At 31.5% G+C, this 14,569-nt stretch carries 14 protein-coding genes; 7 read left to right on the forward strand and 7 right to left on the reverse strand.

The features are described from left to right. Positions 1-9 precede the first annotated feature (9 nt). From G9F71_RS24000 to G9F71_RS24010, 3 genes are all read right to left on the reverse strand, one after another. Positions 10-795 carry an MBL fold metallo-hydrolase gene (locus tag G9F71_RS24000; RefSeq protein ID WP_164949352.1) on the reverse strand — a complete coding sequence of 262 codons (786 nt, stop codon included), beginning with the start codon at positions 793-795 and terminating at the stop codon, positions 10-12. A 22-nt stretch (positions 796-817) separates the two neighbouring features. Further along, on the reverse strand, positions 818-2,074 hold the full coding sequence (locus tag G9F71_RS24005; RefSeq protein ID WP_164949351.1) for a UDP-N-acetylglucosamine 1-carboxyvinyltransferase: 1,257 nt from the start codon (positions 2,072-2,074) through the stop codon (positions 818-820). Positions 2,075-2,380: 306 nt separating this feature from the next. After that, the gene (locus G9F71_RS24010; RefSeq protein WP_164949350.1) at positions 2,381-2,542 is read right to left on the reverse strand and encodes a DUF1540 domain-containing protein; all 162 of its coding nucleotides are present in this window, start codon (positions 2,540-2,542) and stop codon (positions 2,381-2,383) included. Positions 2,543-2,732: 190 nt separating this feature from the next. Between G9F71_RS24010 and G9F71_RS24015 the strand changes: the two genes are divergently transcribed. From G9F71_RS24015 to G9F71_RS24045, 7 genes are all read left to right on the forward strand, one after another. Next, positions 2,733-3,281, forward strand: a complete 549-nt coding sequence (locus tag G9F71_RS24015; RefSeq protein ID WP_164949349.1) for a hypothetical protein — start codon at positions 2,733-2,735, stop codon at positions 3,279-3,281. A 37-nt stretch (positions 3,282-3,318) separates the two neighbouring features. Continuing rightward, positions 3,319-3,867 carry a 2'-5' RNA ligase family protein gene (locus G9F71_RS24020; RefSeq protein WP_164949348.1) on the forward strand — a complete coding sequence of 183 codons (549 nt, stop codon included), beginning with the start codon at positions 3,319-3,321 and terminating at the stop codon, positions 3,865-3,867. 33 nt (positions 3,868-3,900) lie between these two features. Continuing rightward, the gene (locus G9F71_RS24025) at positions 3,901-4,386 is read left to right on the forward strand and encodes a dUTP diphosphatase (protein ID WP_164949347.1); all 486 of its coding nucleotides are present in this window, start codon (positions 3,901-3,903) and stop codon (positions 4,384-4,386) included. Positions 4,387-4,509: 123 nt separating this feature from the next. Next, a complete protein-coding gene (locus tag G9F71_RS24030) occupies positions 4,510-4,902 on the forward strand; it encodes a DMT family transporter (RefSeq protein WP_164949474.1) in 393 nt (130 codons plus the stop codon). A gap of 128 nt (positions 4,903-5,030) precedes the next feature. Then, a complete protein-coding gene (locus tag G9F71_RS24035; protein WP_164949346.1) occupies positions 5,031-5,936 on the forward strand; it encodes a selenium metabolism-associated LysR family transcriptional regulator in 906 nt (301 codons plus the stop codon). Between the two features lie 107 nt (positions 5,937-6,043). Then, positions 6,044-7,237, forward strand: coding sequence for a S8 family serine peptidase (locus tag G9F71_RS24040; protein ID WP_164949345.1), 1,194 nt, complete (start codon positions 6,044-6,046; stop codon positions 7,235-7,237). Positions 7,238-7,439: 202 nt separating this feature from the next. Next, positions 7,440-7,952, forward strand: coding sequence for a ferritin (locus G9F71_RS24045; protein ID WP_124998632.1), 513 nt, complete (start codon positions 7,440-7,442; stop codon positions 7,950-7,952). A gap of 149 nt (positions 7,953-8,101) precedes the next feature. Here the strand turns inward: G9F71_RS24045 and G9F71_RS24050 are convergent, their stop codons facing one another. The 4 genes from G9F71_RS24050 to G9F71_RS24065 all read right to left on the reverse strand — a co-directional run bounded on the left by G9F71_RS24050 (position 8,102) and on the right by G9F71_RS24065 (position 14,501). After that, positions 8,102-9,139, reverse strand: a complete 1,038-nt coding sequence (locus tag G9F71_RS24050) for a hypothetical protein (protein ID WP_164949344.1) — start codon at positions 9,137-9,139, stop codon at positions 8,102-8,104. A gap of 27 nt (positions 9,140-9,166) precedes the next feature. Beyond that, the gene (locus G9F71_RS24055) at positions 9,167-10,396 is read right to left on the reverse strand and encodes a competence/damage-inducible protein A (protein WP_164949343.1); all 1,230 of its coding nucleotides are present in this window, start codon (positions 10,394-10,396) and stop codon (positions 9,167-9,169) included. Positions 10,397-10,435: 39 nt separating this feature from the next. Then, the gene (locus G9F71_RS24060) at positions 10,436-11,383 is read right to left on the reverse strand and encodes a phosphoglycerate dehydrogenase (protein ID WP_164949342.1); all 948 of its coding nucleotides are present in this window, start codon (positions 11,381-11,383) and stop codon (positions 10,436-10,438) included. A 187-nt stretch (positions 11,384-11,570) separates the two neighbouring features. Next, positions 11,571-14,501 (reverse strand): insulinase family protein, encoded by a 2,931-nt coding sequence (locus G9F71_RS24065; protein WP_164949341.1) that lies wholly within the window; start codon positions 14,499-14,501, stop codon positions 11,571-11,573. Between the last annotated feature and the right edge of the window lie 68 nt (positions 14,502-14,569).

The raw sequence follows: 14,569 nt of genomic DNA on the forward strand, positions 1-14,569 counted from the left end.
ATCTCTCCTTTAAAAATCAATTACATCACTTGGCATGTCCCTTCTAGCTAGATCTAAAAAAATGTCCTTCCCTATTTCAATACTATTATCTTTAAGTATATTAACCACTGTTTGGTAGGCTAAATCAGGAAAATTATTTGTTTTACTCAAATGTCCTAGAATAATACGTTTTTGTTTATCATTCATTATTTCTACTATAGCATTTCCACATGCATCATTGGATAAATGACCTACATCACTTAATATCCTTCTTTTCAATGGGTATGGATAAGGTCCAAACTTTACCATTTCCACATCATGATTACTCTCCAGTAGAATTACATCTGCATCTTTTATTATATTCTTTACTACCTCAGAAAAGTAGCCTAAATCCGTAGCTATGCACGCTTTCTTTTTTCCACTATAAAAAGCATACCCTATGGGATCCACAGCATCATGTGATATTTTATAATTTACTATATGCATATCCTTTATGTCCACAGAATTGTTATTAATAATTCTTATATTATGTTCTTTTATATTGCCTATTTTGCTTTCCATAGCTTTCCAGGTATTCTCATTGGCATATATTGGTGTATCATATCTTCTAGAAATAATTCCGGCACCTTTTATATGATCAGAATGTTCATGAGTAATAAAAATACCATCAATCTCGCTAGGGTTTTGATTAATATGTTTAAGAGCACTTTCGATGCTTTTTCCAGGCATACCAACATCCACTAAAATCTTTGTATTTTCTGACGCTACAAATACGCTATTTCCACTGCTTCCACTATATAATGGACAAAATATCATAATTGTCTTGTCTCCTTTAATTTTAAATTGTAACTCTAGTTATATCTGCCCCTATACTCCTGAATTTTTCTTCAATATTTGGATATCCTCTATCAATATGCTCTATTCCTAAAATTTCTGTGGTACCTTCTGCTATAAGGCCTGCTATAACTAGTGCTGCTCCAGCTCTTAAATCCGATGCTGTTACAACTGTTCCTATAAGTTTATCTACACCATCTACTGTAGCTACACTTCCTTCAACTTTTATGGAAGCCCCCATCTTTTTTAATTCATCCACATGTTTAAATCTAGCTTCCCAGATACTTTCGTTTATTATGCTTCTGCCCTCTGAAATGCATAATAATGTATTCATTGGTTGTTGCACATCCGTTGGAAATCCTGGGTATGGAAGCGTCTTAATATTTACAGCCTTGAGTCTTCCTTTTGCTTTAACCGTAACACTGTCTCCACCTTCATGTACCTCTGCTCCCATTTCCATGAGCTTTGCAGAAATTGATTCAAGATGCTTTGGGATAACATTATTTATAGTTACTTCACCACCACAAGCAGCGGCTGCTATCATAAAGGTTCCCGCTTCAATCTGATCTGGAATTACACTGTATGTACATCCTGTTAATTCTTTTACACCTATAATTCTTATAACATCTGTACCTGCACCTTTAATACTCGCTCCCATAGAATTTAAAAAGTTAGCTACGTCAACCACATGAGGTTCTTTTGCAGAATTTTCTAAAATAGTTGTACCTTCTGCAAGAGTTGCTGCAGTCATTACATTTATTGTTGCACCTACACTAACAACGTCAAAATAAATACTGGTTCCAATTAGTCTATCAGCCTCAACCTTTACCGCACCATTCTCAATAGTTACAGTTGCTCCAAGTGCCTCAAACCCTTTTATATGTTGATCTATAGGTCTTACTCCTATAGGGCAACCCCCTGGAAGGTCTACTTTAGCCTTTTTAAACCTAGCTAAAAGTGCACCAATCAAATAATAGGATGCTCTCATTTTTCTTACATCTTCTGTATTCGCATCCATGCTAATTATGTTTGTACTATCTATAGAAACTGAATTATTTTCTCTTTTAATTTCACAACCTAAATCCTCTAATATTCTTTCAATACAATTTACATCTTCTATATCAGGAATATTTTCAATTATACATTTACCCTTACTTGCGATTATAGCTACTGGTAGAATCGCTACCGCTGCATTTTTCGCACCGCTTATTTCTACTTGACCAAGGATAGGTCGACCACCTTTAATTACCAATTTTTCCATATTCGTATCATCCTCACTATACTTTATATATTAATTTACTTTTTAATTTACTTTTATTTTTATATATACACGCCATTATAGCATATCTAAATTATATTCTAACATTTATTTTGAAAATGTAAAATGGTATTCTTTTGTTTAATTACATTTTAGAAGAAAAGTTTCCTTTTGAAGTGGCTAATATTTCAGCTTCTAAGAAGATTAACAGCTATTCAAGTAATGCTTTAATGTATAATTTATTAAGATAGCTATACTTTCTTCATACTAATATAAAAATCACCCGCTAAAGTGCGGGTGATTTTTATATTAGTATGAAGTTTTAAAACTTCCGCAGTCTGTACATTCTTGTGTTTTAGCAACACTTTCATGTTTTATAACTTCGATTTTGTTTAAAGTACAATAGTTATCATCTTTACAATGAAATTTACACTCATCTACTGTACATCCTATGCTATCATTATGGTCCATATTAAAAACCTCCTTATAATTAATTACAAAATTATTATTAGCATAATTAAAATTAATTATGCTAATAAAATGTGTATACATAAATTTACATATAAAATACAAAACTAAAAAAATATGTTATAATTAGTTTGTAATTTAATCAAAATAACGTTAACCAATCTTGGTTATTAATTTAATTCGGAGGAAAAATATGAAATACTTTTTAGTTGCTTTATTTGATGATGGATCTAATGCTACAATTCAAAATATCCAAAGAGATATTTGTAGAAAATATAAACTATATAAAAGTTCACCTAATCTTTATATATCAATATGTACTATAACGAATCCTGATTTAGAAAAATTAGATGTAGTCGTTTCTAAAATTATGGTTCCTTATAAAAAATTCAAAGTTAATATAAATAATAGTATTAGTTTAACTGAAAATCTTACCCAAGTTAATCTTAAAGTTGAAGATAAAGGATATATTTATCGTTTAGCTAGAAGTATTACAGATACTTTAGATTTACATGGTTTTAACGTTAAGAGTGAGAATGATAATATCGATTTACGCATTCCGCTGGCTAATGCCAATCATATAATTAAAAAATCAAATAGCACAGGAACAATTACTATTGATACTAATTTAGATCAAGATGCTTTTTTTAAATTTGCGAAGGTTTGTCGACTCGAATTATGGAAACAGGTTAGTAATAAAAAAGAAATGATAGTTAAAACTTATGATTTAAGAGAGTACTAAAAACATAAGTTATGTTTTAACTTTGAGGGTGATAAAAATGATTTACTACTTGGTTGCTTTATTTGACAGCGTTTCTTATAAATATGTAGAATTACTGCAAAAGACACTTTGTGAGAAGTATAACCTGTACAGATCTGAAACAGCCCTTCCCATGCTTCATATAACTCTAGAAGTAATAACAAATCCCAACCTTTGTGATTTGGATATTTCTTTGAAAAATATTCTTACAAATTATACTAAGTTCCAAGTTGAATTAAATGGTGTAATATGTTTTGACTCTCCATTTAAATCTGTAAACTTAAATATTAATAATAAAGGCACTATATATGAATTATCTAAACACGTAAATTCTGTTTTAAATTCACAGGGATTTAATGTTCGCGAACAAATTGAAAATTGGAATTTACATATTTCACTAGCTAATACAACCTTTGCTGATAGAGAGTGGTCCAATAGTGAATACTTATCTGCTTGTAAATTAGCTAAGGATGAAGAATTCTTAAAAACTATTACGATCCACTCTGTAGAGCTTTGGAAGCCTATAAATGATAATAAAGAGATGGTGGTTAAAAAATACACTCTATAAAATATATAATTTAGAAAAAAGGCGGTTTAAAACATGAACTTACAGAGATTATTTCAAATGCAAGATACTTTAGATAAAAGAATTGAGTCAGAACATAACCTGTGCGGAATACCATTGCTTAGAAAAAAAATACTATCCCTTCAAGTAGAACTAGGGGAACTAGCAAATGAAACACGTTGTTTTAAATTTTGGAGTACAAAAGCTCCTTCGAGTAATGATGTAATTCTTGAGGAGTATGTTGACTGCTTACATTTTATTTTAAGCATTGGACTCGAAAATAAATTTCAAGGTATTACTTTAAACACTAAGCATATTACATGTGAATTATCTGAGCAGTTTTTAAGCTTATACATAAATATTTCAGATTTTATAACTTGTTCTTCATTGGATAACTATTTAAATATTTTTCAGGATTTTTTAAGTTTAGGTGAAAATTTAGGTTTTTCTAAAGAAGACATTGAAAATGCATATTTACATAAAAACAACATCAATCATGAAAGACAGGATAACGGATATTAAATCCTGTCTTTTTAAACTTCTATAATTATATTCTTTTAATATTACAATACATTCTGGGCAAACTAACCTAGAGGAGTGTGATTGTAATTGGGATTAATATTTTCTGTCATTGCTGGTGTTTGTATGAGTCTTCAAGGTGTTTTTAATACAAGGTTAAGTGAAAAAATTGGGCTTTGGGAAACTAATGTTTTCGTTCAAGGCACTGCTTTAATTGTCACCTTAATAATACTCCTTATAGCTGGTAATGGTAATTTTAAAGCTATAAAAGATGTAAATAAATTATATTTACTAGGCGGACTGCTAGGTGCTATAATTATTTTTTCTGTTATGCAAGGTATAACAAAGCTTGGACCCACCTATTCTATTGCAACTATATTAGTGGCTCAACTTTTTGCAGCTGGTATAATTGATAGCTTTGGAATGTTTGGCGCAGAGCAAATAAAATTCACTCTATCTAAGTTTATAGGAATTGGCATAATGATTGTAGGTATAACAATATTTAAATGGAAAGGGTAAAAGCTCTTTCTATTTTTTATCTTACCTATTGAAATTAACTATAAATACCCCCATAATTATAAATGAATTGCAATAATATTAATTTTTAAATATAACTACTACATATTCAATATACAAGGAGGACACTTATGGATTTCAAACAGATTGAAGCCTTCATTAATGTAGCAAAGTTTAAAAGTTTCTCTAAAGCGGCTAGTACAATTTTTTTATCTCAACCTACAATAAGTTCTCATATAGCTAGCTTAGAAAGAGAATTAAATGTCCAACTTTTTGACAGAACGTCTAAAGAAGTATATTTAACACCTGCGGGCCATTCTTTTTTAGAATATGCAATAAATATAATAAATATTCGAAATAATGCGGTTTCTAATCTTTCTAATTTTAATACTACAATATCCGGAAAATTAAATTTATATGCTAGTACCACTCCCTGTAACTCATTGGTGCCCGGGCTTATAAAAAAATTTAGTAAGTCCTACCCTGATGTTCGTTTTAATATTACAGAAGAAAGCTCTGGGAATATAATTAAGGATATTTTAGATCTTCAATGTGAAATCGCTATAATTGGAACTGCAGTTAAAAATGAAAAAATAAAAAGTTACAAGCTCATGGAAGATGACCTTGTTCTAATATCTAGTACTGAACTTAATATACCTGATGAAATAACTTTAAAGGATTTGCTTAAATATAAGTTTATAATTAGAGAGAAAAATTCAGCAACTAGGACTACTCTTGATACAGCTCTTGAATCAAAAGGTCTTAATCCTAATTTATTAAACGTATTTTGTGAAGTGAATACTTTGGACAACCTTCTTCAATTTGTAAAACTAGGAACGGGTGTATCAATCATTTCAGAAAAAATTTCTTTTGATTATATTGATAAGAGTAATATAAAGATAAGTAAAATTAAAGATTTACTCCTAAAAAGAAATCTATATTTAATTGTTAATTCAAAACGAACCTTAACTCCTATTGCTAATGCTTTCTTTAACATGTGTAGTGAGATGTTTTCGCTGATAGAATATGAAGGTTAAAAAGTATATATTACTAATTTTATTTAGTAATATATACTTTTTTTTATTAACATATTTTCATAATTTACATATACTATTATAATGTAACAATATCTTAGGAGGCATACATGTTTTCCCTTAAACATAAATTAGATCCTACCTTAAATCATGCTTTGCTCAGTAACCTATATGAAAACTATAGGGTAATAATATACTGCAAGTCCCTTGAAATTAAAACCATGGGTAAAATTAAATCATTAAAATGCGATATTCTACGTCATATTCCCAGTGTAAACTGCATTTGTGCTATATTAACCCCCAGTGCTATAGACAGATTATTAGAATATCCACAAATAGTATATATAACTTTAGATTCCTATGCACATTTGTGTGGCAATAGCATACTCTCATCTAATGGTGTATCCTTTCAAACAAACTATGACTTAACTGGCAAGGGTATTGGCGTTGGAATAGTTGATAGTGGTGTGTATCCACATGGTGATTTATTAAATCCTAGCAGTAGTATTAAAAAATTTGTGGATTTTGTTAATAATTTAAATTATCCTTATGATGACAATGGTCACGGCACCTTTATGAGCGGATTAATTTGTGGTAGTGGTTCTGGGTCAAAGGGTATGTACAAAGGTGTGGCAAAAAATAGCCACCTATATATGATTAAGGCCTTTGATAAACTAGGAAAGGGATTTATATCTGATATTTTATTTTCATTAGAAACTCTAATTAATGAGAGCTGTGACTTCAATATTAAAATTATTTGCCTTCCCTTTGAAACCCTTGAGACTGATGAATTTGTACTTTCACTGTTTTCAAAACTTTTTGACCTTGCAATATCAAAGGGTGTAGTAGTAATTGTTCCTAGTGGAAGTAATAAAAGCATTAAAAATTCAATACGAGGCATAGCAACCCTTAGTAATTGTATAACTGTAGGTGGGTATGATAGCACTTTCAGTCCAAAAATATATGAATACTCTTCCTGTGGACCTTTTAAAAAACAAGATAAACCAAATTTGATTTCTGCCTGTGTTGATATTTGTTCCTTAATTTCAGACACAAAATTCATCTCTGAAAAGAATGGTGTGAAGCTCTATCCTCCTCATATTACTAATTTATATACAACCTATACAGGAACTTCCTGCGGTGCTGCTTTTATAAGTGGTATATGCGCCCTCCTCTATGAAAACAATAAAAATTTATGCTTTAAAGATATATTGGCATTACTAAAGGCATCTTCAAACTTATTAAATTTTCCGAAATATATGCAAGGGGCAGGAATTATAAATTTAGAAAAACTATTACCTTAAAAGTCGTATATTAATATATTTTAAACATTAGTTAATAATATATACAGTCTAATTTATTAGGTGTATAATTAAGGTACTTTAACATTGATAATTAATTAAAAATTATTATCAATACTCAGACAGTATTATATATTATTATGAATTTACGTTTTCAAGGGCATAATTATTGTTTTGTACCCAAAGAAGCACGAGGAGGATTATTATGATAAGCGAGAAATTATTAAGTGAACTAAACAAACAAATTAACTTTGAGTTTTATTCTGCACACATTTATTTAGCTATGGCAGCTTATTGTGCATCAGAGGATTTTAATGGTTTTTCTAATTGGTTTAAAGTTCAAGCCGAAGAAGAAAAATTTCACGCTATGAAATTTTATAATTATGTAAATGATATGAATGGAAGAATAGTTTTAGAAGGGATGCCTAACCCTCAAAATGATTTTAAATCACTTCTTGAAGCTTTCCAAATATCATATAATCATGAAAAAATTGTAACTAGTAAAATTTACAATCTTACTGACATTGCTACAGAAGAAAGAGAACATGCTACTATAAGCTTACTTAAGTGGTTTATTGATGAGCAAGTTGAGGAAGAATCTAACTTTAGTGGCCTAATAAAGAGACTTGAAAGAATTAATGATGACCCTACAAGTCTTTATCTACTAGATACAGAACTTGCAGCAAGAGTTTTTGTTCCACCTGTTACTACTAGATAAAATTTATGAATCTATGAAAGTAACATATCTATTTTTTAAGACACATACCAATATTGGTATGTGTCTTTATACTTATAAGCTTTTTTCCATCTTAAAACTCTCTTAAATCATAACCTGTGGTGTTACAATATGTTTAAATACTTACATTATTATAATGTTTTTATAAGCGTAAGCAAATCACTATATATACCATAGGCCGTTTGCTGAATTTCAGGATTCTTTTCTATTATTTGCACTTCTCCCATTAAATCTGTTGTTATAGCTAATATAGAGGAGGTAGCATCTATATTACTAAAGGTATCCTTATAGTTTATATAAACTGGATGTACCCTCCCTTTTACTTTATTGTCTTCAATATATCCTTCACATATAAGCTTAATTTTACAATTTTCTACCTTAGCTTTTTCTATATCTTCTAAAGTAATATGTGATATCCCTTTTCTATCTATTTCTGTAGGATTTATATTCGTATCCATTAACACATTAAGTAAAGCTGCAGTTTTTGCTGCCGCATCCCATCCATCAATGTCTAAGGTTGGGTCAGCTTCTGCAAACCCTCTTCTTTTAGCTTCTTTAATAGCATCTTCATAACTATTTCCACTTTCCATTTGTTCTAACACAAAATTGGTTGTAGAATTTAATATTCCTTTAAAAGATAACACCTTGCATCCTGGCAATGTGCACTTAACAAAATTAAAAATAGGGGTACCATCCATTACAGTGGTTTCATATAAGAATTGTAGACCTTTTTCTTTTGAATTATCACGAAGCTTTTGATACTTAAAGGCTATAGGACCTTTGTTTCCTGTTATAACATGCATACCTCCATCAAAAGCAGTCTCTATATGAGTTATTGCTGGCTCTCCATCATGAATAGATAAAGAACTAAGTTCAACGAGCAAGTTAGCATTACAATTCCTTATAATCTGTAATGTTTCCATAGTCACAGTATCTTCTGCAGTAGAATCAAATCTCCCACTGTTTTCTACATCCCTTAGGACCTTTGTAAGGTCTATTCCCCTGGCATTAATAATTCCGCCCTTAGACCTGCCTGCAATAGCTGTGACCTTAATATCATACCCTCTGCTCTCTTTAACTTCTGGTCTTTTAGTTATTAACATTCTACAAAATTCCTGCGCCGCATTTCCAAATCCCACTAAGCATATATTTATTTCTTTATTATGCATTTATACCCCACCTTTTTCAGTTGAGAATTATAGTAGCTCTCGTCTAAGCCAGTCCAAAAGTTGCATAGTTGCTCTTTCCCTTATCTTCTGCCTATCTCCTGATAATTTAAGCATCTTAGTCTTAACCTCGCCATTTATAGATAAACCTACATATACAAGCCCCACTGGTTTTTCAATGCTTCCACCATCTGGGCCTGCAATTCCTGTTGTGGAAATCCCAATATTAGTGCCTGCAGTCTTTGCTATACCTTGTGCCATCTCAGCCGCTACTTCACTACTTACCGCACCATGCTTATCCAATGTTTCTATTGAAACTCCCAATCTATTAATTTTTGCCTCATTGCTATAAGTCACTACGCCATCCATAAATACAGAAGATATGCCTGGGTAATTTATAAGCTTTGCAGCTACCATTCCTCCTGTGCAGGACTCAGCTGTAGCTATAGTTAACTTTTTATTTATAAGTATTTGGCCAAGTACATTCTCTAGGGTTATGTCCCCTTCCCCATAAATGTTATTGCCTAGTCTGCTACGTATTGCAGCTTCCATAGGCTCTATAAGTTTTATGCCCTGCTCTTTGGTATTTGCCTTTGCTGTAATTCTAAAAAGCATTTCTCCATCTTTAGCATAAGGTGCCACAGTTGGATTTGTTTGCTTATCTAATATATCTTCTATCATTTCCTCAGCTGAGCTCTCTCCCACACCTATAACACGAAGCACCTTTGAAACTAATACACCCTGCTGAAACTTTTCAAGATAAGGAACTACCGCCTCCTCAAACATAGGTTTCATTTCTCTAGGTGGTCCAGGTAAGAGTGCAACTATCTTCCCATTTTCCTCAATTATGCATCCTGGCGCTGTGCCATTATTATTTGGAAGTATAACTGCATCTACTGGGAAATATGCCTGTTTCACATTGCTTTTCGCCATTGGTTTATTCATTTCCTTAAAATACCCCTCAATAATTTTCATAGAAGCTTCATGAACTACGCTCTTCTTCCCGAAATATTCAAAAGCTACTTCCTTAGTTAAATCATCCTTTGTAGGTCCAAGTCCCCCAGTAGTTATAACTAAGTCAGCTCTACTAAAAGCTAGTCTATATGCTTCCAGTAGCCTCTCTGGGTTGTCTCCAACTACTGACTGATGGTAAACTACTATACCTAGATCTGCAAGCCTCTTGGCTATATATTGCGCATTTGTATTGACTATATCCCCTAGCAATATTTCCGTTCCTACTGCTAATATTTCTGCTTTCATAATTTCCTCCTTGTGTCACCTATATATTTGCATTTATCACTAATACCCTTTTTTCAGATCTACTGTATTCACTAACTCTTTCCCCTGAGCATATTTTTCCATGTTTTTATAGATAAAATCAAACCTTCGAGTGTTTCTCATCTCTGAAACCCATGAATTATGGGAGGTTAATATGACGTTACTTAAATCCCATAATGGATTATTTTCTTTTAAAGGCTCTTCTTCATACACATCTAAAGCTGCCCCTGCTAATTTCCCATTTTTTAAGTTTTTAATTAGTGAACCTTCATCTACAATACTACCCCTAGCTACATTTATGAAATAAGCTCCAGATTTCATTTCCATGAATTTCTCCTCATTAATTAAATGATGAGTAGCTTTTGTATAGGGCAACGTAACAACTACCACATCACATATCTTAAGCATTTGATTTAGCTCACTCATAGGATAACAGCTATTAAAATATTGACTATCCCTACCATTTGTATTCACACCTACTATATTTACCCCAAAACCCTGAAATCTTTTAGCTGCCTCAGTAGCTATAGTGCCTGTTCCTATAAATCCTATGGTCTTTCCATATAACTCCATAATACTTGTATCCATCTTCCATTTCCTTTTGCTTTGGTTTTCATATAGCCCCTTACTATTCTTAAAAAGCTCTAGGGTTTTTAATACAATCCATTCCCCCATAGGTATACTGTAGCCACCTTTATTATTGGTAATTGTAATTGAAGTATTTTTAACATGCTCTATTGGTAGCTGGTCAATTCCTATACTAGACAATTGAATCCATTTTAGCTTTTTCATTTTTTCTATGTCTAGAGTTTTAAAAGGGTCATAACAAACTAAAACCTCTATCTCTTCCAAATCATCATTATAAATTAAACCTTCTTCTGGAATAACTTTTACATCATACCCAAAGGCTTTTATATCTTCGATTTTATCTCCGCCGTAGTTGTATGTGAAAAGTGTTTTAATAGCCATCAAAAACCCTCCCTTGTATTAAATCATAATCTTCCATGCTGAACCTGGCATTAAACCATTACTCTATAATATACTACAAATACCACCAGTTACCTTCTATATTCTATAAAGTTCATACAAATTTATCTAATTCTTTTTTAAAAAAAGATGCCACTTGCCACATGGGTGGCAGTAGCATCTTTTTATATTATTTAAATACATTTACTAGACTAGTAAATATATCTTTGTTATCTTTAAGCTTATTTTCATTTCCAAGTACACAAAAACAGTTTTCTTTTATTATATCATCTAATAGTGATTTAAAAGACTTAATGTCCTCAGACTTTGTGCTTAAAACTTCGTCTCTTTCCATTTGTCTTTGCGCCTCAGAAATACCTCTTATATAATATGCTGTAGCTCTTTCACCCTTCATAGAAGGTGTTAGTGGTGAATCAAGCTCACTGATTGTTCCTATAATATACTTGGTCATTTCTCTTTCAGAGGCCTCAAAACTTCCTATATAGTCACATATTCCATCATAAGCTTTTAATGTCTCCGAAACATTAGGGTCCCTATAAGAAACAAATACTATATTACCACTTCTAGCTAAGTTTGCAAAACCACCATAGGCACCACCCTGAACGCGAACCCTATTCCATAAGTAGTCCAAACTTGCTATAGTTTTCAGCACTAGCATCTTACCTGAATAAGCGTAACCTTGTTTAATAAAGTTATAACCTTTAGCTACATACTGAACATCTGATGAAGATAATAAGCCTTCATTATTTTTATTAAGGGCAAAATCATATTTCGCATCTGGCAATTCTTCTTGTCCTAAGATGCTTATAATCTTAGGTAGCTCTGCCGCAAAAGCAGTATAAATATCCTCTTCTCCTGTAATACTTACTATAAGATTATTCTTATTAAATATAAGTTCTGATACCTTATTTAAATTTTCAATAATTTCATCTGCCTTATTATCAAAATTTCTTTCGATATCATTTATAAATTCATAAAAAGATACTCCTGTAGTTTTTTCTATATAAGCTGAAGCTGGTGAAAAGTAGGAAGTAAGTCTTCCAGCTGCTGCCATATGTCCTCTATCAAGGATTTTCATTTCCTGCCTTGATTTCAATTGTTGAATTAGCTCCTTCAAACGCTTCTTTTCATCAAATTTAGTAGTATTAATTATCTCTGCCATAATATCAAATAGTTTAGGAAGCTTTGGAACTAGTGCTTTACTCTTTACTACAAGCTTAGGACTATATTTTTCAAAATTTTCATTATCCCCGTACACTTCAGTTGTAAAATGAATCCCGCCTGTATGGATATTAATTTCATTAGATAAATCAGGATAATTAGTACTCTCCGTACTTACCCTTCCTAAAAGAGTTGATAGTAAGGTTACATAAGGTAATAACTCCATATCTACTTTTTTAGCATCAAATAATATATTTATATAGGCAATTTTATTAGTAAATATATTATGAGATAATACCTTTACTCCATTTTCATCCTTTTCCTTTAGTGGTAAATGCTCTACTGTAGTTTCAATGTCTGAACGCTCAAGCAGTGGAATAGTCTCAAGCACTTCTACAGTATCTGGTGTCATTTGTCTTTCTTTAAGAGCTTTTGTCTCTTGCACTATTTTCTCTATTTCACTATCTGAAATACTAGCCTTATACCTAGCTAACTTTTCTTCTACTGCCTTAGACTTTTGTTCTGCAAGGCCCTTTTTACCATTTAAAATAACCATAGAACTATGTGTATTATTTATTAAGTACTTCTCTATAAGGTTTTCAAAATAATTAGTAGTTAATGCAGCTTTTATTTTACTTAAATAACTTTCATACTCTAAATGCATAGTTGGATCTTTATCATAAAGCCAACTATCCATACTAGTTATATAATAGAATAATCCTTTTGGGAAACCTCCTAAATCAGCTTCTCGCAATTTAAATTCTGTGATATTTATGCAAGCCTCTATTAATTTTTTATCTATTCCATCTTTAACTAAATTCTTTAATGTTGTATACACGATTTCCTTAAATTCTTCTTTTTTAGCTTCATTCGAGTTCTTTACTACTATACTGAACACTGGCTGCAATATGCTATTATCAAAGCTTCCAAATACATCCTTGCCAAGGTCTGCTTCAACAAGGGCTCTCTTTAGTGGTGCTGCAGCACTTTCTAGTAATAAATACTCTAAAATTTCAAATGCTAAATGAAGTTCAGGCTGGCTAATATTATCCCCTGAAACAAAGTTCATACTTAAGAAACTTTTGTCTTTTTCATCATCCTCTGAGGAAATAGGATAATCTATTTTTAGTTCACTCATACTGCTAAATGGTTTTTGAAGTTGTATCGCTGAGTCCACAGGAATTCTATCAAAATCATTTAGATATTTTTCACTAATAAATTGTAGCTCTTTATCAATGTTTCCATCCCCATATAGGAATATATAGCTATTTGAAGGATGATAATATTTCTTATGAAACTCCACAAATTCCTCTTGAGTTAAGTCTGGTATAAATTCTGGGTCTCCTCCGGACTCTACGCCGTAAGAGGTGTCTGGGAATAAAGATTCTTGAATCTTACGCATAAGACAACCTTCAGGTGAGGAAAACGCGCCCTTCATCTCATTATAAACTACACCTTTATAAGATAATTTATCTTCCTTGTTTTCTAATTCATAATGCCAACCTTCTTGCATTAATATTTCTGGCTGAGAGTATAAATTAGGATAAAAAACTGCATCTAAATAAACATCCATAAGATTAAAAAAATCTTTTTCATTTTTACTAGCTAGAGGGTATATTGTTTTATCTGAAAAAGTCATAGCATTTAAAAATGTATTTAAAGACCCCTTTATGAGTTCCACAAAAGGCTCTTTTGTAGGGAATTTCCTAGAGCCGCAAAGCACTGAATGCTCTAATATATGTGGAAGTCCATTACTACTTTTAGGTGGCGTTCTAAATCCTATAGAAAACACCTTATTATCATCATCATTTTCTAAATGCAATAATCTAGCTCCACTTTTCTCATGTTCAAATAGTCTTGTAACTGAATTTAACTCTTCTATATTTTTCTCCTGGATTAACTTAAAGCCATGATATGTGCTACCAATTGTAAATTTCATTTTTATCCTCCTCATACTTTCTAAAAAAACTCGAAAACCTATTTTGTGTTTTAGCTCTTGTAAACTTG

Origin of the sequence: Clostridium sp. FP2 (assembly GCF_011065955.2) — a bacterium.
GTDB lineage: Bacteria > Bacillota > Clostridia > Clostridiales > Clostridiaceae > Clostridium_AD > Clostridium_AD tagluense.

Bases quoted from the DNA above. Each gene is read 5' to 3' on its own strand.
- G9F71_RS24060 (WP_164949342.1), bottom strand. From the start codon at position 11,383: ATGGCTATTAAAACACTTTTCACATACAACTACGGCGGAGATAAAATC.
- G9F71_RS24050 (WP_164949344.1), bottom strand. From the start codon at position 9,139: ATGCATAATAAAGAAATAAATATATGCTTAGTGGGATTTGGAAATGCG.
- G9F71_RS24045 (WP_124998632.1), top strand. From the start codon at position 7,440: ATGATAAGCGAGAAATTATTAAGTGAACTAAACAAACAAATTAACTTT.
- G9F71_RS24005 (WP_164949351.1), bottom strand. From the start codon at position 2,074: ATGGAAAAATTGGTAATTAAAGGTGGTCGACCTATCCTTGGTCAAGTA.
- G9F71_RS24055 (WP_164949343.1), bottom strand. From the start codon at position 10,396: ATGAAAGCAGAAATATTAGCAGTAGGAACGGAAATATTGCTAGGGGAT.
- G9F71_RS24065 (WP_164949341.1), bottom strand. From the start codon at position 14,501: ATGAAATTTACAATTGGTAGCACATATCATGGCTTTAAGTTAATCCAG.
- G9F71_RS24040 (WP_164949345.1), top strand. From the start codon at position 6,044: ATGTTTTCCCTTAAACATAAATTAGATCCTACCTTAAATCATGCTTTG.
- G9F71_RS24020 (WP_164949348.1), top strand. From the start codon at position 3,319: ATGATTTACTACTTGGTTGCTTTATTTGACAGCGTTTCTTATAAATAT.
- G9F71_RS24035 (WP_164949346.1), top strand. From the start codon at position 5,031: ATGGATTTCAAACAGATTGAAGCCTTCATTAATGTAGCAAAGTTTAAA.
- G9F71_RS24030 (WP_164949474.1), top strand. From the start codon at position 4,510: ATGAGTCTTCAAGGTGTTTTTAATACAAGGTTAAGTGAAAAAATTGGG.
- G9F71_RS24010 (WP_164949350.1), bottom strand. From the start codon at position 2,542: ATGGACCATAATGATAGCATAGGATGTACAGTAGATGAGTGTAAATTT.
- G9F71_RS24000 (WP_164949352.1), bottom strand. From the start codon at position 795: ATGATATTTTGTCCATTATATAGTGGAAGCAGTGGAAATAGCGTATTT.
- G9F71_RS24025 (WP_164949347.1), top strand. From the start codon at position 3,901: ATGAACTTACAGAGATTATTTCAAATGCAAGATACTTTAGATAAAAGA.
- G9F71_RS24015 (WP_164949349.1), top strand. From the start codon at position 2,733: ATGAAATACTTTTTAGTTGCTTTATTTGATGATGGATCTAATGCTACA.